General features: G+C 58.7%; 17 protein-coding genes. 7 read left to right on the top strand and 10 right to left on the bottom strand.

Going from position 1 to position 16,616, the window contains the following annotated elements; all coding sequences use genetic code 11:
• Positions 1-43: 43 nt before the first annotated feature.
• From ABLU50_RS12250 to ABLU50_RS12230, 5 genes are all read right to left on the bottom strand, one after another.
• Positions 44-499 carry an alpha/beta hydrolase gene (locus tag ABLU50_RS12250; protein WP_348864760.1) on the bottom strand — a complete coding sequence of 152 codons (456 nt, stop codon included), beginning with the start codon at positions 497-499 and terminating at the stop codon, positions 44-46.
• Positions 500-584: 85 nt separating this feature from the next.
• Entirely contained in the window at positions 585-1,793 is a 1,209-nt protein-coding gene (locus tag ABLU50_RS12245; RefSeq protein ID WP_060655948.1) for an MFS transporter, read from the bottom strand.
• A gap of 198 nt (positions 1,794-1,991) precedes the next feature.
• On the bottom strand, positions 1,992-2,729 hold the full coding sequence (locus ABLU50_RS12240; protein ID WP_042947500.1) for an SDR family oxidoreductase: 738 nt from the start codon (positions 2,727-2,729) through the stop codon (positions 1,992-1,994).
• Positions 2,730-2,751: 22 nt separating this feature from the next.
• The gene (locus tag ABLU50_RS12235) at positions 2,752-3,528 is read right to left on the bottom strand and encodes a carboxymuconolactone decarboxylase family protein (RefSeq protein WP_087832996.1); all 777 of its coding nucleotides are present in this window, start codon (positions 3,526-3,528) and stop codon (positions 2,752-2,754) included.
• A 12-nt stretch (positions 3,529-3,540) separates the two neighbouring features.
• Positions 3,541-3,999, bottom strand: a complete 459-nt coding sequence (locus ABLU50_RS12230) for a cupin domain-containing protein (RefSeq protein WP_023340282.1) — start codon at positions 3,997-3,999, stop codon at positions 3,541-3,543.
• Between the two features lie 178 nt (positions 4,000-4,177).
• Here ABLU50_RS12230 and ABLU50_RS12225 point away from each other — a divergent pair, with 178 nt between their 5' ends.
• A complete protein-coding gene (locus tag ABLU50_RS12225) occupies positions 4,178-5,089 on the top strand; it encodes a LysR family transcriptional regulator (RefSeq protein ID WP_032733155.1) in 912 nt (303 codons plus the stop codon).
• Positions 5,090-5,199: 110 nt separating this feature from the next.
• On the opposite strand, the gene ABLU50_RS12220 is transcribed toward ABLU50_RS12225, so the two are convergent.
• The 5 genes from ABLU50_RS12220 to ABLU50_RS12200 all read right to left on the bottom strand — a co-directional run bounded on the left by ABLU50_RS12220 (position 5,200) and on the right by ABLU50_RS12200 (position 10,989).
• On the bottom strand, positions 5,200-5,853 hold the full coding sequence (locus tag ABLU50_RS12220; protein WP_042947498.1) for a LysE family translocator: 654 nt from the start codon (positions 5,851-5,853) through the stop codon (positions 5,200-5,202).
• A 512-nt stretch (positions 5,854-6,365) separates the two neighbouring features.
• Positions 6,366-7,355, bottom strand: a complete 990-nt coding sequence (locus ABLU50_RS12215; protein ID WP_074447395.1) for a 2OG-Fe(II) oxygenase family protein — start codon at positions 7,353-7,355, stop codon at positions 6,366-6,368.
• Positions 7,356-7,375: 20 nt separating this feature from the next.
• Positions 7,376-8,794 (bottom strand): amidohydrolase family protein, encoded by a 1,419-nt coding sequence (locus ABLU50_RS12210; protein ID WP_348864758.1) that lies wholly within the window; start codon positions 8,792-8,794, stop codon positions 7,376-7,378.
• A gap of 11 nt (positions 8,795-8,805) precedes the next feature.
• Positions 8,806-9,795: an ABC transporter substrate-binding protein gene (locus ABLU50_RS12205; RefSeq protein WP_043519923.1), complete on the bottom strand. Its 990-nt coding sequence runs from the start codon at positions 9,793-9,795 to the stop codon at positions 8,806-8,808.
• A gap of 294 nt (positions 9,796-10,089) precedes the next feature.
• Positions 10,090-10,989 carry a LysR family transcriptional regulator gene (locus ABLU50_RS12200; protein ID WP_348864757.1) on the bottom strand — a complete coding sequence of 300 codons (900 nt, stop codon included), beginning with the start codon at positions 10,987-10,989 and terminating at the stop codon, positions 10,090-10,092.
• Between the two features lie 207 nt (positions 10,990-11,196).
• Between ABLU50_RS12200 and ABLU50_RS12195 the strand changes: the two genes are divergently transcribed.
• The 6 genes from ABLU50_RS12195 to ABLU50_RS12170 are packed head-to-tail and all read left to right on the top strand — an operon-like array spanning position 11,197 to position 16,616.
• Positions 11,197-12,165: a PDR/VanB family oxidoreductase gene (locus ABLU50_RS12195; RefSeq protein WP_048324506.1), complete on the top strand. Its 969-nt coding sequence runs from the start codon at positions 11,197-11,199 to the stop codon at positions 12,163-12,165.
• 11 nt (positions 12,166-12,176) lie between these two features.
• Positions 12,177-13,460, top strand: a complete 1,284-nt coding sequence (locus ABLU50_RS12190; protein ID WP_080935636.1) for an amidohydrolase family protein — start codon at positions 12,177-12,179, stop codon at positions 13,458-13,460.
• The gene (locus ABLU50_RS12185; RefSeq protein ID WP_087832993.1) at positions 13,450-13,932 is read left to right on the top strand and encodes a RidA family protein; all 483 of its coding nucleotides are present in this window, start codon (positions 13,450-13,452) and stop codon (positions 13,930-13,932) included. The genes ABLU50_RS12190 and ABLU50_RS12185 overlap by 11 nt, the downstream gene beginning before the upstream one ends.
• Positions 13,925-14,806, top strand: a complete 882-nt coding sequence (locus ABLU50_RS12180; RefSeq protein ID WP_087832992.1) for a creatininase family protein — start codon at positions 13,925-13,927, stop codon at positions 14,804-14,806. Before ABLU50_RS12185 ends, ABLU50_RS12180 begins: the two co-directional genes overlap by 8 nt.
• Positions 14,806-15,789: an ABC transporter substrate-binding protein gene (locus ABLU50_RS12175; RefSeq protein WP_057215704.1), complete on the top strand. Its 984-nt coding sequence runs from the start codon at positions 14,806-14,808 to the stop codon at positions 15,787-15,789. The genes ABLU50_RS12180 and ABLU50_RS12175 overlap by 1 nt, the downstream gene beginning before the upstream one ends.
• Positions 15,786-16,616 carry an ABC transporter ATP-binding protein gene (locus tag ABLU50_RS12170; protein WP_017899561.1) on the top strand — a complete coding sequence of 277 codons (831 nt, stop codon included), beginning with the start codon at positions 15,786-15,788 and terminating at the stop codon, positions 16,614-16,616. Before ABLU50_RS12175 ends, ABLU50_RS12170 begins: the two co-directional genes overlap by 4 nt.

The raw sequence follows: 16,616 nt of genomic DNA, 5'->3' as shown, positions 1-16,616 counted from the left end.
GATGCGTGATCTGATCCTTCAACTCAGCAAAAGTTCGATTTATTCAACAAAGCCATGCGCGCGTTCCGAGGAAATCAACTGCGGCGCTGAAGTTTTCTGCATAAACATCAGGCAGCACGGCACCACGCGGCGTACCCGCACTCTCACCCCAGAAAGACTGGTCGAAGGACAGCGCGACAAAACCGGCCTCCGCCATTTTGGTTGCGTAGAGGTCAGCAGCCTGCTGTCTTACTGCAGCAAAAGGATGACCGACAATAAGGGCGTCATATTTTTTACCGGCTTCCATATTGCGGGGAGTAAATAACGTGCCGGTAACTTCCATACCGTAAATATTTTTGAATTTTACGGTTTCCGTCTTCACTTTATCGCTTTTATAGAAATTATCCGCACCGTGGGACATATCCGCCGCGACGGCAGTGTTTGCCCCCATACCCAGAGCGACGCTAAGTATCGTCAGTGCGGCCAGGGTTTTTAATTTTCCTTTTGAATGCAATTTCATATTACCTCCTGAATTAAATAACGGTGTTAAGACAAACGGGGTGCAAAATCCGGAGAACAATAAACCTCCGGACTGCAGGACCTATTCAGGCCGGATTTTGTTTACTCTGGCCCGCGCGTTTTAACAGCAGGAATGCCACCTCAGCGGTTGACAGCACTGCCAGCGCGCCGGCCAGAAATATCGCGTTCAGCCCAAGATGTCCTCCTACCCAGCCGAGCGCAGGACTGCCGATCGCCATCGCCACGTCAAGAAATGCTGTGTAGATCCCCATCACCATGCCGCGGTTCTGGGGCGTTGAACCATTGATGGCTTCAATACCGAGGCCCGGATAAACCAGCGAGTAGCCAAAACCGGCCAACGCGGCTCCGACCGTCGCAATCAAGGACGTACCGGCAAGCCAAATAAGGAACAGACCGGCGGCCTGGACAAGCACAAATATCAGCGCAATACGAGCGCCACCAAAGCGATCTGGCAGATGGCCAGCAACGGTACGGGCAACAATCAGCGCGACGCCAAAGGCGGTGAATGCCATCCAGACGGGCTGCCAGTTCATGGCGCTGTAATACAGTGAGCTGAAGGCCAGGATGGTACAGTAGCCCGTGCTGGCCAGTGCCGCACCCAGGCCGGGTAACCAGACCGCGTGCATGACGGAGCCAAAGGAGGCTTGTGCGGCATGTGGATGAGGCGGCACGGCGGGCATACGGGCGAGATACGCCAGTACCAGCAGCGGAAGCAGGAACGTCAGCAATGCGATCGCCTCAAAGCCGAAAGCATCAAATAACAGCGTCCCCACCGGTCCGCCGAGAGCCATAGCGGCAAACATCGCGGTACCCACCCAGGCGATTACCTTACCTGCATGCTCCTTATCCACGAGGGCCAGCCCCCATGCCACGGCACCGGTAATGATGAAGCTTTCCGCCCCACCAAGGATCGCGCGTCCGGCAAGCAATACACCCACAGACAGTACCGGCATGCCGACAAGCCAGAGCGACACCTGGTACAGTAGCCCTGAAACGGCAGCAGCGATGAGCCCGGCCACCACGCCCTTTTTGGCGCCGCGCTTGTCTGAATAACTCCCGGACCACACCCGGGAAATCAGCGATGCTGCAAACTGTGCCCCAGCGACCAGGCCCACAATAAACGTCCCGAAGCCCAGGTCATTTTTGACATGCAGCGGCAGGACGGGAAGTGCCACACCGATAATAATAAAACCGACCAGTACCGCAGCCATTACCGGCATCAGTGCTGCGAAAACCCGGGTACCGGAGTTATTGTGAGAATGTTTTACAGGCATTTAATGCAGCCCCTTACCTTTTAATGAACAGGATGTCGTTTACGTATTTCATTTATAGGGCACGCTGTGGCCCGCAGAAAATTCCGGTTTGAATTTCCTGTCTACAAAGAAGCGTTAATTGATGCCGCTCTTTTTATTTCCGGATGATATAAACCATCCGGAAATAAGGCAGGCGTCAGCTACCCGCCTGTTGATGGTTTAATAAACCTGCACGGTCGGCCGGAAAAGTATTTCGTTAACATCCACGTCGTCAGGCTGGCTGATAGCAAATGCAACGACCCGCGCAAAAGCCTCTGCCGGGATCGCATTCTCGTAGGTTTTCGACATACCTTTCGCAATATCTTCGTCGGTGATGGTTTTAGTCAGTTCGGTATCTACCGCGCCGGGAGAAACAATAGTTGTTCGAATATTCCAGGGCTTCACTTCCTGACGCAGGCCTTCTGAAATAGCCCGGACGGCCCATTTCGTCCCTGCATATACAGCACCGCCGGGTCCCACCTTGTGTCCGGCTACGGACGATACATTGATAAACTGTCCGGACTTCTGCGCTTTCATATACGGCAACGTGGCGGCAATACCGTAAAGTACACCCTTAATATTCACGTCGATCATCCGGTCCCATTCGTCCACTTTCAGCTTGTCGAGCATGGAACTCGGCATTAAGCCGGCGTTATTAATAATGACGTCAATACGGCCGTGCAACTCTACCGCCCGGTCAACAAGGGTCTGAACCTGTGCGCGGTCTGTCACGTCGGTGCGCAGTATGGCTCGGGCATCCAGTCCCAGTTCGCCGGCAAGTTGCTCCAGCTTCTCCATACGACGAGCACCCAGGACCACCTTTGCACCCAGCCTCGTCAGGTGTCGGGCTGTTTCTGCTCCCAGGCCGCTGCTGGCACCGGTGATGACGATAATTTTGTTTTCAATACCCTGAGACATACAATCCTCCTGTAAAGGGTGATTATTTTGATTCACGCTGCTCAAACACCGTTTTAAAAACCGGCGCAGCTGAGAAAGCATTGGGCCACCCGGTATAATACGCAAGATGACTCAGTGCGCCCGAAGCCTGCTGCCGGGTCAGGCCATTTTCCATAGCCCGGTTAAGGTGCGGCGGGATTTGCTGTACCTGCCCGTTTGCAATCAGGGCAGACAGGGTCACCAGACTTCTGTCCCGTGGTGCAAGCCCGGGACGCAGCCACAATTCCCGGAAAAGCACGTCGGTGGTGTCGCTGACAAGCCCCGGCGCCGCGCTACCGATGCTCTGTTCCACGCGTGCAGCGCGAGCTAATTCAGCTTTTTCATCGATTGGCAGCAGCGCCTCCTCCGCGCGAGGAAGCTGTTCAGCGTTAATTCCTTTTTGCAGGAATATCTCTTTCGTTACCGCTGCGGCCGCAATGGCATTGCCCCAGCCGGCATAGAACGCCAGCTGCGTGATGGTTTCGGAAAGCTCATCCGGCTTAACACCGTTTTTCAGCGCCAGCTCCAGCTGCTCCGGTAAAAGTACGGTCTGATTCCGGGCAATAACCGCTGCAACGGTAACGAGGCTGCGATCGCGTGGCGACAAGTCGTTTCTTTTCCAGAGGTCTCCTGCCAGCCTGGTGCTCGCATAGCGTCCGAGTGCGGGAGATACTGCCTCTATGTCGGTGTCTGACAGCGGGCCCCGCTGTGCCCCCGTTTCTGCAATGGCGCCAGCGGATCCGAGAGAAAGCGCCAGCGCAACTGCCGTCGAAGTTTTCATCTGACCTCCGGATTACTGATACTGTTCGTCGGAGACGGGCTCCTGCCAGTCCACGTTCTTACCGTCCACCATATACGTCATGGCCAGATGGCTCATGGGGGACGTCGCCGTGGCGCCATGCCAGTGGCGAACGGTCGCAGGGATCCAGACGACATCCCCGGGGGCTATATCCTGACGAGCCTTACCTTCTTCCTGAATCCAGCCTTTGCCTGCCGTAACGATCAGCAGCTGCCCGGCGGGATGGGTATGCCAGGCCGTGCGCGCACCCGGGGCGAAATCCACCTGACCCAGATTGGCACGCGTGGACTCGTTTGGCGGCAATAACGGGCTGACCACCGCATGCCCCGAGAAGTTATCGGCCTTGCCGACGACAGAAGGGGTCTGCCCGTTACGACGGATTTCAATACTTTCGGCAAAAACCTGGGTGGCACCCAGTACAGACATAGCGGCTGCAGCAATAATTGCTTTCATCTTTTACCTCGCTGGTTACTTTCGGCTAAATGGCGTAGCGGATTACATAAATTCCCTGCAAATGGAAACACCTTTTGTCGGGAGGAATGGTTATTTAGTGAACGAGGAAAGTATATCTGAGGACGTATTAAGTGATTAGATGGTAAAATTAGATTGAAATTATAAGGAGAGCTTCTAAATGGCTGATGATAATCTGAATGCCCTTGCTGCATTTATGGTGGTGGCTAAGGAACAGAATTTCACACGAGCGGCAAAACGTCTGGGTGTTTCACAGTCAGCGCTCAGTCAGACTGTTCGTGTTCTGGAAGCACAACTCGGGATTCGGTTGCTTAACCGAACGACCAGAAGAGTTGTCCCAACTGAAGCTGGGGAACGTTTACTCGCTTCAGTCGGACCTCAGATAGAGGATATTCAGCGGCAGTTAATGGTGCTGAGTGAATTACGTGATAAGCCAGCCGGTACAATACGCCTTACCGCAACAGAATATGCAGCAGAGTCAATACTCTGGCCAGCAGTGTCGCGTCTCGTTAAAAAATACCCCGATATTAAAGTCGAAATTCTTACAGATTATGGGCTGACTGACATCGTAAGAGATCGTTTTGATGCCGGTGTACGTCCCGGAGAAACTATTGCCAAAGACATGATTGCCGTTCGTATTGCGCCAGATATGCGGATGACAGTGGCGGGATCTCCAGATTATTTCAGTAACAGGCATGTGCCCATTACTCCGCAGGAATTGACAGAACACTGTTGTATAAACCTGCGCCTTTCCGGGCATGGAGGACTCTATGCGTGGGAGTTTGAAAAGGACGGGCGAGAGCTGAATGTGCGAGTTGATGGTCAACTGGTTTTCAATACGGGGAGCATGATACTGAAAGCGGCGCTTGAAGGTCGAGGGCTAGCCTATCTACCAGAAGGACAGCTTGAACCCTATATAGCATCAGGGGATCTTGTTCGCGTGCTTGAGGATTGGTGTGAACCTTACTCTGGATATCATCTTTACTATCCAGGCCACCGACAACCCACACCGGCATTTAGGCTGCTAGTTGATGAACTTCGCTATTCAACACGCGAGAATCATCAGAGTTAATCTTTCCTGGTAAATGAAGGTCAGCTCTTGGCACGTCGCTGACAATCTGACTAGGATGAAAGTCTGCTTTGAGCGAAGAGCGGACAGTGGCTTTACCCTTTCGGTAAAACTTAACTGGAAGGTTTCGATACGACACCAGACCCGCTAAACAACATGCGGATACCGAGGCCTATCATGACAACGCCTGTAAATCGTTCCTGCCATTTGATGAAGCCTGGGTGTTTACTGAGCCAGTTTCCAAATGTCCCTGATGCCATCGCGACTGACCCCAGAGAAATAATTCCTGCCAGCTTCTGGATACTACCCAGAACAAGCAATTGCAGCCAGACAGGACCCGCGGCAGGATCGACAAACTGAGGAAGAAAAGCGAACATGAACAGCAGGGATTTTGGGTTGGTCAGGCTGTTCAGGGCGCCTTCCTTAACGGCACTCCAGTCAGAAATTTTGGCAGTTTTTCGCAGCCGCGTATCTGTGCCTGAAGTCGCAATCATTTTTATGCCCAGCCACATCAGATAAGCCGCACCAGCCCACCGTAACAGATCTAGCGCGACTGGGCAGGCATGAACAACGGTTACCAGCCCCAGGACCAGAAATGAAACTTGCACAAAACCCGCTACAAAGACATTGCCCAGTACCGTAAGCAGTGCGATACGTCTTCCCTGACCGACGCCTCTGGCAATAGTCAACATCATGTCTGGCCCCGGAGAGATCTCCAGAAGCGTTAGCGCGAGGAGGAAAGTTATAAACGTTTCGATAGAAGGCATCGTGGTGGAGTCCGGAAAAATATTTCCGCTACGTTACCTCAGTCCGATTCGAGCCGAAAGCGGAATGTACTGCAGCGTCAGCTTTTGGCACAGAGCAGACGTTAACACCTACAGCATCGGGAAGCTTCTGAATACCGCGTCAGCGGCATGGAGGCGCCAGATGAGGTTACATGTGTCTGTAGAGTCAAATGGCGCCGAAAGCCCGGCGTAGCCGGTTACCGAGCTATAAATTCTGCCCCCTGCCCTGGTTAGCCTTAACCCGCTAACAGCAATAAAGAAGTTAAGGTAATCCATTTAACCCCGGTGAGCTGGCTTTACGGCGTTTACGACGTAAAGGACGTGATTTTCAGGGCCTTAACCAAGGTAGCTTGCTGCTGACGCTTAGAGGGATGTTCTTCAGTTATTTCAACGATACCAGGGAACTTAACACGGTAGCTGAAAAGCTCAGCGCCGGATATCCTGCCGCCCGGCCAGCGAAAGCCGGCGGCAGGTATACCATTCAAGAGCGCATCTTACCCTTTGGCAAAATTGGCCTGGATCCGCTGCTGCAGATAATCCTCGGCGCTGATGGGCGGGTACTTCCTCTGCGGCCCGAGGATCTCGACATCTTTATTGGCCTGGCAGAAAAACGCCAGGCTGTAGCGCGGCCCCTGATATTCGTGGGGCAGCGGGTTTCTCACCCGGTGGAAGTTAGACGGCAGCTGGTCGTCGCTCCAGCGCATTAGCATATCGCCGATATTGCAGGTGATGACCTCTTCGCGCGGCTCAATGCTGGTCCACTGCTGGCTTTCGCGGTCTTTACCGGGACAAACCTGCAGGCCGCCCTGACCGGGGCGCTGGAACAGCAGCGTCAGGCAGTCAAAATCGGTATGCGCGCCGGCCCGCCACATCCCCTGCTGCGACTGCTCGGTTGCATAGTAGTGCAGCATGCGCAAGGTGCTCTGATAGGTGTCACGCTGCGGATCGTGCGCAGTGGTGAAAAACGATTCCGGAAAACCGAGCTTTAAAGCAAAGCAGGAAAGGATCTTCATCCCCAGCTGCCAGCACTGCGATTCAAACCCGAGCATCGTCTGCCGGAAGCCTGGCAGCTCCCGATCGCTGGGCCAGCGCCTATCCATCAGCGGACGGGTTATCTGATAGGACTCTTTTTGATCCGGCGTGCGGGTCGATGGCCGAACCTGCGCCTTGCTCTCCCAGCCGGCGTTGCCGGCCAGCGGATACTGGCGCTTCACCTCGTCGGGCAGGTTGAAAAACGCCTCGGTCGTGCTGAACGCCTGGCGGATCTCCGCCAGCGGAATACCATGGTGGCTGACCTGGAAGAAGCCGATCTCCACTGCCGCCTCCCACAGTTGTTCGGCAATATCATTTTTTCTTTCGGCAAAGTTCGACAGGTCGATACAGCGCACTTCGCGGGCGAAGGTCTCTTCACCCTCGGCGCCCATCAGCGCCTCTTTTTCCAGTTCCTGTAAGGCATAGCGTTGATTCTGAGTAGTTGCGTTCATCTTCATTATCCTGTTATCAGTTAAACAGCGACGCGCTGTTGGAGGGTACGGACGGCCGCCAGCGCGTCGTGGCGCATCGCGTCAAGGTCGAGACCGGGAATGGCGTCATCTTCCACGATGGGTCGGCCATTCAGCAGCAGCGCCTTCAGCGCGGCGCGCCCGCCGCAGGCCACCGGGCCAATAGCCATATCGTGCAGGCCGAAGTAGCGCGGATCGTCCAGCCGGTAAATGGCGAGGTCCGCCTGCATCCCGACCTGCAGAGTGCCGCTCTGCGCTAAGCCGAGGATCTGCGCCCCGCCGGCGCTGCCCCAGCGCACCACATCCTCCACCGTGGCCGCATCGGCCCCGCCCTCGAAGGTGCCTCCGGCGTAGCGCGGCTGCGCCAGCATCCCCTTGCGCGCGCGCTGCAGCAGCCATGCGGCGTGGGCTTCGCTTTGCATATCCGCCGCTTCATTGGAGGCGGCGCCATCCACCCCCAGCGAGACCGGGACCCCGGCCTGCTCCAGCGCCAGCAGATCGGCGATGCCGCTGCCCAGCCGACCGTTGCTTTGCGGGCAATGGGCGATGCCGGTTCCGGTGCGGCCCAACAGGGCAATCTCCTCCGGCAGCAGCTTCACCAGATGGGCAAACCACACGTCATTTCCCAGCCAGTCATGCTCCGCGCAGAACTGCACCGGCGTCATGGCGAATTTCTGCCGCGCGGCGTCAAGATAATCGACGGTTTCCGATAAATGGCTGTGCAGCCGGATCCCCAGCTGGCGGGCCAGCTTCGCCATCTCCCGCAGCTGGGCGCCCGGCGCGGAGTGCAGGACGGTAGTGGGCGCCATCACCACCCGGCGCAGAGAATCGGGCCGGGGGTCGTGATAGCGGCTGACCAGCCGTTCGATATCCGCCATATAGCCGTCGAAGGTTTCCGGACGCAGCGCCACCGGCAGATCCTGTTCCACCGCCCGCCCCTGGGTCGCCCCACCCCGGCACAGAACGATGCGCATCCCCAGCGCTTCCCCTTCGCTGAAGACAATCTCCGAGGTATCGAAAGGCATATCTGGCCAGTACAGGTAGTTGTGATCCGCCACGCTGGCGCAGCCCGAGCGCAGAAGATCCACCAGGCCAATGCGCACCGCCAGACGAAAGGTATGTTCATCGAAAGCCGCGCGAAAGCGGTACGGCGTGGCGCTCAACCAGGCCGTCAGGCTCTGGTTCAGCCCCTGCGGCTCGCCCTTCAGCAGCGACTGAAAAAGATGGTGGTGCGTGTTCACCCATGCCGGATAGATCACACAGTCGCGGGCATCGATCTGTCGCTCTTCCGGCAGCGGCGTCAGGCTGCCGATGGCCGCAATCTTGCCGTCGCGGATGCGAATATCTGGCCCGGCCAGCCGCGCCGCCTCTCCGGACAGACCGCTGAGGATGGCATGGGCATTTTTAATCATTAATGACATGGCGTCGCTCCTCAGGGTTTAACCTGCATGGCCTGAACAAATTCGGTGGTGTAGGCCTGTTTCCAGTCGGTGGCCGCCGCCAGCAGACCGGCGCTGACCATAAAATCACGCGTCTTTTGCCAGCGCGCGTCGGTCATCGTCCCCCAGCCCTGACTGGCGGCATCCCCGCCGTCGATCAGATGATGCTCACGGATCTGGGTCACGCCCCAGGCGAGCAGATCGTCGGTCATTTTGGGGTTGTCCTGCTTAATCAGCGCATTGCCCGGCGCCGGATCCTTGAGATAGCTCACCCAGCCCTCCATTGAAGCGCGGACAAACTTCGCCATCGCCGCTTTACGCTCGGCGATGGTGTCCGGGCGGGCGATAAGAATGCCGCCATAGGGAGGGTAACCATGCTCAGAAAAGAGGAAGAAGTTCGCCTTCACTCCAGCCTTCTGCACCTGGAACACCTCGGAGCTGACATAAGCCTGCTGGGCGACAGCGTCGTCGACGACAAAGGGTTGAATATTGAAGGTGTAGGGGCGAACCTGAGCGTCGCTCAGTTGGTATTGCGCCTTCAGCCACGGCCACCATGTCGCCTGACCGGAGCTGGAGACCAGAATGGTTTTATCTTTCAGCCCCTGCAGGGAGGTGACATCGGCATGGGTCAGCAGCCCCTGGGGATCGTACTGAAAGGGAGCGGCAATGGCTTTCGCCTGGAAGCCGCGCTGAATGCCTTCCAGTAGCTGCAGATCGTAACCGATGATCACATCGGCCCGCTTCGACAACAGCAACTGCATGCCGTTGACCTGGGGACCACCGGAGCGGATCTCGACGTCGAGACCATATTTTTTGTACAGCCCAGTGGCCTGAGCCTGATAATACCCCCCCTGCTCCGCCTGAGCGTACCAGGAGGTCAGCAGAACGATTTTCTCCTCGGCCTGAACGGCCAGCGAGACACCGCCGAGGGCCATCAGGCCCAGCCAGCGTAAACCCCGGGGAAGGCGTGCGCCTGTTTTCATTATCCCTCTCCTCTTTACGCCGGGAGGGGGAGCGAGCGAATGTGGCTCAGCCTCCCATCCCGGTCAACATTGAACCGCGACATGGTGACTGAGCAATGTCCCGTATGGATAACCCGTACTGACCGCTTCTACTCACACTTAGCTATACAAAAACAATGCCAGATTTTATCGCCCGCGCGCGGCCGCGCAAAATCGCCTGCGCCGCCGCCCTGGGGCATGCAACCTTTGATTCATGCACACAAAAAACGCACCATTATGGTGCACTAATGAATGATTTTAGTGCCTGCCGGTCTCTCACAGCTGGCTGAAGAGCATCTCCAGCTGGTTCAACATCATCGAGGCGGCAAGTGAAAGCTGGCGGGCGGGCGAGACGCACAGTGCCAGCGTGAAAGGCTTAAGCTGCGGATCGGTAAGCGGCACAAACGCCAGCTGGCCGGACTCAATCTCATCGAGAATATCCAGCCGGCACAGTATGCCGATACCCATCTGCTCTTTAATCAGGGTGCGGATCATGTGGATGTTATTCGACACTGCCACCTCCTTCACCTCGTTGCCGCTGATGTTCACCAGCGCCTCTACCGGTTCGCTGATCATCAATGGGGCGGAGGGCAGGATAAACGGGTAGTCGATGCACTGGCTAAAGCGCACAGCGCTGCGGCTGGCCAGCGGATGGCCGGTCGGCACCACGATCCCCATATTCATTTCGGCAAACGCCCTCACCTGCAGTTCACGGGAGGTCTGCGGATTGAGCATGATGCCGAAATCCGCCTCGCCGGAGATCAGCGCCTGCTGGATGTGGATATTGTTGATGGTGGTCAATGTAAAAGAGATGTTGGGATAATGTTTATGCACCTCTTTGAGCATCGTCGAAAAGAAATGCCGGTTAATGGCATCGATGGTGGCGATGCGCACATGCCCGCGCCGCAGTCCGCGCAGGTCATCCAGCTGCTCACAGACCCGGGTAAAGTCCTTTTTCCAGTTATTGGCCGCATGCAGCAGCAGCTCCCCGGCGGCGGTCAGCCGCAGCCCGGTGGGATGGCGCTCGAAGCGCGGCATCGCCAGCTCCTGTTCCACGCGCAAAATCTGACGGTCGATAGAGGACGCAGAGACATGCAGCGCCTCTGACGCTTTACGAAACGACCCCTGACGGGCCACTTCAGTGAAATAGAGCAGAAATCGGGAGAAGGCAAACATCGTTTGGGTGCTCTCTTTTTTGCAACGGGTTGTGCGAATCAAAGCTCTGGACGCAACAGTTTTATCACAATACCGTAGCATTCATAGCGGAGAAACGATCGTTTCACCCATTTTCTTGCACGCCGGACAGTTCACCGCGAAGGGGAGTTATCTCTTCGCCGACCCTGGCCGCCCTGCAGACAGCGGAATGAGGGAGAGTAAACGGTAATGCACAGCCACGATTTTATTTCGGTCTCGGTCGGGGAAATACGGCCTAACGGAGAGGGAAATCTGTCTTTAATATTGCAGGCAGCGGCCGGGGAAATATTACCGGCCTACTCCGCCGGGGCGCATATCGATATTATTATTCCCGGCGTTGGCCCGAGGCAATATTCCCTGTGCGGCATTCCTGACCGCGGAAATCGCTATGAAGTTTGCGTCAGGCTGGCGGACGCTTCCACCGGCGGCTCACGCTATTTGCACCAGCAGCTCAAAGCCGGCGATCGGCTCTCCATTTCGCAGCCGCGCAACCATTTCCCCCTGCCGCAAGCCGGGCGCTACCTGCTGTTTGCCGGCGGTATCGGCATCACGCCGTTGCTGGCGATGGCTGACGCGATTGCCGCCAGAAAGGGAGAGCTGGAGCTGCATTATTATGTCGCCAGCTCGCGCCAGACCGCCTTCTCCCCGCGCCTGGCCCAGCTGGCCGCGAGCGGCACGGTGGCGATTCACTGCAGCGAGGAAGGCGAGTCGTTTCGCCAGCAGATCCCCCCATGCTTAACCGCGCCCGATCCTGATACCGCGGTGGTGGCCTGCGGCCCGGAGGGCTTTATTCAACGACTGCGGTCGGTCATGGATGAATATCGCTGGTCGCCGTCGCAATTTGTATTCGAGCGCTTCACTCCCGCGGCGGAAAATAATACTGCGGCGAAAAACGCTTTTTATATTGAGCTGGCCTCCAGCGGGCAGCGTCTGCAGGTCGCCGCGGATCAAACCATTGCTCAGGTATTACAGCACGCCGGAGTGGAGGTGATGCTCTCCTGCGAACAGGGAATGTGCGGATCGTGCATTACCGGGGTCCTCGACGGGATCCCCGAGCACCGGGACAGCGTGCTGACGGCGGAAGAAAAAGCTGGCAACGACCAGATCACGCTCTGCTGTTCGCGGGCGAAGTCGCCGGGTCTGGTTTTGGATCTGTGAGGAGACTGACGATGACATTCTCCTCCTCTTGCGCGCCGCTCACCGGTATCAGCCGCGCCCGACTCCCGGCCTGGGCGCTGCCCGAAGGCTGGCCGACGCAGGCCAACGGTGAACCGCTGCTGGCGGACCTGGCCTTTCGCGACGGCCGGATCGCCGCATTGACCCCAACCGACCAACCGGCTCCCGGCCTGTGGGACCTGGCGGGGGCGTTGACACTCCCCGGCCTGGTGGAACCCCATGCCCATCTGGATAAAACCTTTACCATTGAACGCTGCCGTCCGGCGCAGGCCGGGCTGCTGCCGGCGATCCACGCCATGCATGAGGATCGCCGACACTGGACCGGAGCAGATATTCAACGTCGGGCGTCCGCCGCGCTGGCCCGGGCGGCAGCGAATGGTGTGACCCATTTGCGCAGCCATATCGACTGGTTTACCGCCGACGCGCCGGACGCCTGGCAGGAGATCGCCCGCCTCGATACCGGCGGCATCACCCTGGAGCGGGTGGCGCTGGTCCCGCTGCCCCTGTTTCAGGATCCGGCGGATGCCGAGGCCATTGCCCGTGCGGTCGCCAACAGCGGGGAGCGCTGCCTGCTGGGCGGCTTCATCCACTCCTCCAACTGGGACGCCGCCGCCATGGCAAACCTGCTGCATAGCGCAGCCCGCTGGAAACTGGATCTGGATTTGCATATCGATGAGGAGCTCAGCGAGGTGTCTCAGGGGCTGACCTGGCTGGCGGATCATCTCTCCCGCCACCCTTTCCCCGGACATATCTGCTGCAGCCACGGCTGCGCGCTGGCCGCCGGCAGCGACGCGCAGGCGGCGCAAATCCTGCGTCAGCTGGCGGCGCACGGCGTCACCCTTATCGCCCTGCCGATGACCAACCTGCTGCTGCAGGATGCGACGTTCGGCCGCACGCCGCGCCAGCGTGGGATCACCCTGCTGCACGAGGCGCAGGCCGCCGGCGTGGCCACCCTGCTTGGGTGCGACAACGTGCAGGACGCTTTTTGTCCGGCGGGAAGCTACGACCCGCTGGACACCCTGGCCTGCGGCCTGTTCAGCGCCCAGCTCAGCGACCCGTTCGACCGGCAGTCGCGGCTGATCTGCGATCGCGCGGCGCTAACCGGTTCGCCGGCAGACGCGGCGCCCTTTGCCGTCGGGGCGGCGGCCAGCGTGGTGATTTTCCCGGGTAGCGACCGTTTTACCTGGCCTTTAAACAGCGCCGCCCGTCTGGTGGTTAACCACGGCAGGTTAACCCACCGGCGCGTGTGGCAGGAGGAGATGGCACATGAGTCTTGAAGCAGGCGCGGGGGAGCCGCTGGCGCGGTATGCCGCCTGGCGCAGAGCCGGCGATTTTATCTTTCTCTCCGGCATTATTCCGGTCAATCCCCTGACCGGCACCATCGTCAACGGCTTTCAGGATGTGCCTGAGCCGGTGCGGGAGCTGCTGGGGGCGACCGGCGAATTTTCAACCGATGCGAAACAGGGGCCGATCCTCGCCCAGAGCTGGTACGTCCTGGAAAGCATCCGCCGCACCGTGGAGTCCGCGGGAGGGCAGATGAGCGACGTTATCAAGCTGGTGCAGTACTTTCGCAACCTTGACCATTTTCCCTATTACAGCCGGGTCAGGAAGCTGTTTTATCCCGACCAACCGCCCGTTTCCACCGTGGTGCAGGTCAGCGAAATGCTGCCCGACGCCACGGTATTGATTGAAGTCGAAGCAACCGTCTGGTTACCCCAGCCAATTCACTCGAGGCACCGCGATGATTAACGGTTACATTCCTGCAGCGCGCTTTCTCCCTTTCCTGAGCTGGACGGACGTGGCCGCCCTGCCGGATAAAAGCAATACGGTTATCGTCCTCCCCACCGGGGCGATCGAACAGCATGGCCCGCATCTGCCCTGCTCGGTGGACAGCGTGATATCTTCCGGCGTGGCGGGCCATGCCCTCGCCAGGCTACCGGCGGCGATCCCGGCCTACGCCATCCCGCCGATCGTCTACGGTAAGTCAGAGGAGCATCTGCATTTTCCCGGCACCCTGACCCTCAGCGGCGATACGCTGCTGCATACCCTGCTGGAGATCGCCGAATCTCTCTATCGGGCCGGTTTTCGCAAGCTGCTGATGATCAACGGCCACGGCGGCCAGCCGCAGATCCTGCAGATCGCCTGCCGGGAAATGCGCCTGCGCCACGGGGATTTCATCGCCATCCCGCACGATGTGTTCAACGTGCCCAACTGCGAAAAACAGTTTCTCAGCCCGCATGAACAGCGGATGGCGATGCACGCCGGCCATAGCGAAACGGCGCTGATGCTGGCGCTGGCGCCGGAGTGCGTTCAAATGGAGCGGGCGGTCGCCAACTTCCCGCCGGAATTCCCCTGCCCGACCCTGTCGAAAGGCCGTCCGGCGGCGGCATGGGCAGCGTATGACTTTGGCCCGAGCGGGGTGATTGGCGACCCGACCCCGGCGACGCGGGAGCAAGGCGAAGGGCTGCTCGACTCCCTCGCCGCCAGCTGGGCGCAGGCAATCATCGAGATCCACCGCATGGCCTGGGTCGAACGTCGAGAACCGACCTGGGGCAAACAGCACTGGCACGGCTTTGTCCAGTCCCTCCCCCCCTCTTTCGCTGCTGATTCCAAGGAGCCCTGATGAATACCAGATCGACGCCAGTTTTAACCCTGCTGACCGTGGCCGCCCTCGCCACCTCAGCCTCCTCCTTCGCGGCGGAGAAGTTTACGTTTCTCACCAACTGGTATGCCCAGGCGGAGCACGGCGGGTTTTACCAGGCCCAGGCCACCGGGCTGTACCAACACGCCGGTCTCGATGTCGAAATTAAAATGGGCGGCCCGCAGATCAACGTTATGCAGCTGATGGCGGCCGGTCAGGCGGACTGCACCCTTGGCGACAACGGCCAGGCGCTGGAGACCTGGCAGGCGGGGGTGCATGCGGTAACCGTCGCCACCGTGTTCCAGCACTCGCCGACGGTGTTTATCACCCATGACAAAGTAAGCAACCCGGCTGAGCTTAAAGACAAAACCTTCCTGCTCGCCACCGAGGCCTATACCTCCTTCTGGCCGTGGGCGAAGAGCGAGCTGGGTCTGGCTGGCAGCAAAGTGCGCCCCTATACCTTTAACGTCCAGCCGTTCCTCGCCGATAAAAATCTGGTGCAGCAGGGCTACGTCACCTCCGAGCCATTCTCCGTCGCCAAAGGCGGGCAGCCGTTCTATGTCTATCCGCTCAGCGACTGGGGCTACCCGCCCTACGGCAACTCGATCATCTGTATGGCGGACACCATCCGCAAACGTCCGGCGGCGGTGGCGGCCTTCGTCAAAGCCTCCATGGAGGGCTGGAAAAGCTACCTGCAGAATCCCACCCCCGGAAACAACCTGATCGGCAAAGCGAATCCACAAATGGGCGCCGAGCAGATCGCCTTTGGCATTGCCCAGATGAAGCACTACCAGCTGGTGACCGGCGGCGATGCTAAGACCGGCGGTATCGGCATCATCACCGAGCCGCGGCTGAAGAAAACCTGGGACATGCTGGTGAAAAACAAACTGATCGACGCCAGCAAGGTGCCGTTTGAGCAGACTTACACCCTGGATATGGTCAAAGACGCCGGAGTGATGCCATGAATACCGCCCCGAAACTGACCGTGATGAGCGACACCCGCTTTACGCCCACCTCCGCCACGCCGGCCATTGAGGTGCTGTCGGCGGAGAAGATCTACAGCAACGGCACCCGGGCGCTGCTGCCCGTCAACCTGACCATCAATCAGGGGGAGTTCATTACCCTGCTCGGTCCGTCCGGCTGCGGTAAAAGTACGCTGCTGAAGATGGTCGCCGGCCTGGTGGAGCCCAGCGACGGCAAGCTGATGCTGTGGCGGCGCGACAGCCGGGAAAAGGCCCAGCATCCGCTCTCGTTCGTCTTCCAGGAAGCCACCCTGATGCCGTGGAGCAGCGTGCGCAATAACGTCAGGCTGCCGCTGGATCTGGCCGGCGTGCCGCGCGCGGAAGGTAATACCCGGGTAAGTGAAGTCCTTGAGCTGGTGGGGCTCGGCAAGTTCGCCGACGTCCTGCCGCGCGAACTCTCCGGCGGCATGCAAATGCGCGTCTCCATCGCCCGCGGCCTGGTCACCCGACCAAAGCTGCTGCTGATGGATGAACCCTTCGGCGCGCTGGATGAGATTACGCGCAACAAGCTCGACAGCGACCTGCTGCGTCTGTGGCAGGAGCAGAACCTGACGGTGGTCTTCGTCACCCACTCGATCCACGAAGCGGTGTTTCTCTCGCAGCGGGTGATCATGATGGCGGCCCGCCCCGGACGGGTGGTGGAAGATATTGCCATCCGGGAGCCGTTCCCGCGCAGCGAGGCGTTCCGCGTCAGTCCGGCCTTTTCCCTGTATGCCCGTCAGCTGCAGGACAGTCTGTTGCAGGCCAGCCAGTCTGGTATGGAGCCATAA

Origin of the sequence: Klebsiella sp. GG_Kp173 (assembly GCF_040062415.1) — a bacterium.
Lineage (GTDB): Bacteria > Pseudomonadota > Gammaproteobacteria > Enterobacterales > Enterobacteriaceae > Klebsiella > Klebsiella quasipneumoniae.
Note: the sequence above shows the minus strand (reverse complement) of the source record. Positions and strands in the feature narration are given on the sequence as shown.

What these genes read in the sequence shown, in the direction of transcription:
- ABLU50_RS12250 (WP_348864760.1), bottom strand. Translation starts at nt 499, where the DNA reads ATGAAATTGCATTCAAAAGGAAAATTAAAAACCCTGGCCGCACTGACG.
- ABLU50_RS12245 (WP_060655948.1), bottom strand. Translation starts at nt 1,793, where the DNA reads ATGCCTGTAAAACATTCTCACAATAACTCCGGTACCCGGGTTTTCGCA.
- ABLU50_RS12240 (WP_042947500.1), bottom strand. Translation starts at nt 2,729, where the DNA reads ATGTCTCAGGGTATTGAAAACAAAATTATCGTCATCACCGGTGCCAGC.
- ABLU50_RS12235 (WP_087832996.1), bottom strand. Translation starts at nt 3,528, where the DNA reads ATGAAAACTTCGACGGCAGTTGCGCTGGCGCTTTCTCTCGGATCCGCT.
- ABLU50_RS12230 (WP_023340282.1), bottom strand. Translation starts at nt 3,999, where the DNA reads ATGAAAGCAATTATTGCTGCAGCCGCTATGTCTGTACTGGGTGCCACC.
- ABLU50_RS12225 (WP_032733155.1), top strand. Translation starts at nt 4,178, where the DNA reads ATGGCTGATGATAATCTGAATGCCCTTGCTGCATTTATGGTGGTGGCT.
- ABLU50_RS12220 (WP_042947498.1), bottom strand. Translation starts at nt 5,853, where the DNA reads ATGCCTTCTATCGAAACGTTTATAACTTTCCTCCTCGCGCTAACGCTT.
- ABLU50_RS12215 (WP_074447395.1), bottom strand. Translation starts at nt 7,355, where the DNA reads ATGAACGCAACTACTCAGAATCAACGCTATGCCTTACAGGAACTGGAA.
- ABLU50_RS12210 (WP_348864758.1), bottom strand. Translation starts at nt 8,794, where the DNA reads ATGTCATTAATGATTAAAAATGCCCATGCCATCCTCAGCGGTCTGTCC.
- ABLU50_RS12205 (WP_043519923.1), bottom strand. Translation starts at nt 9,795, where the DNA reads ATGAAAACAGGCGCACGCCTTCCCCGGGGTTTACGCTGGCTGGGCCTG.
- ABLU50_RS12200 (WP_348864757.1), bottom strand. Translation starts at nt 10,989, where the DNA reads ATGTTTGCCTTCTCCCGATTTCTGCTCTATTTCACTGAAGTGGCCCGT.
- ABLU50_RS12195 (WP_048324506.1), top strand. Translation starts at nt 11,197, where the DNA reads ATGCACAGCCACGATTTTATTTCGGTCTCGGTCGGGGAAATACGGCCT.
- ABLU50_RS12190 (WP_080935636.1), top strand. Translation starts at nt 12,177, where the DNA reads ATGACATTCTCCTCCTCTTGCGCGCCGCTCACCGGTATCAGCCGCGCC.
- ABLU50_RS12185 (WP_087832993.1), top strand. Translation starts at nt 13,450, where the DNA reads ATGAGTCTTGAAGCAGGCGCGGGGGAGCCGCTGGCGCGGTATGCCGCC.
- ABLU50_RS12180 (WP_087832992.1), top strand. Translation starts at nt 13,925, where the DNA reads ATGATTAACGGTTACATTCCTGCAGCGCGCTTTCTCCCTTTCCTGAGC.
- ABLU50_RS12175 (WP_057215704.1), top strand. Translation starts at nt 14,806, where the DNA reads ATGAATACCAGATCGACGCCAGTTTTAACCCTGCTGACCGTGGCCGCC.
- ABLU50_RS12170 (WP_017899561.1), top strand. Translation starts at nt 15,786, where the DNA reads ATGAATACCGCCCCGAAACTGACCGTGATGAGCGACACCCGCTTTACG.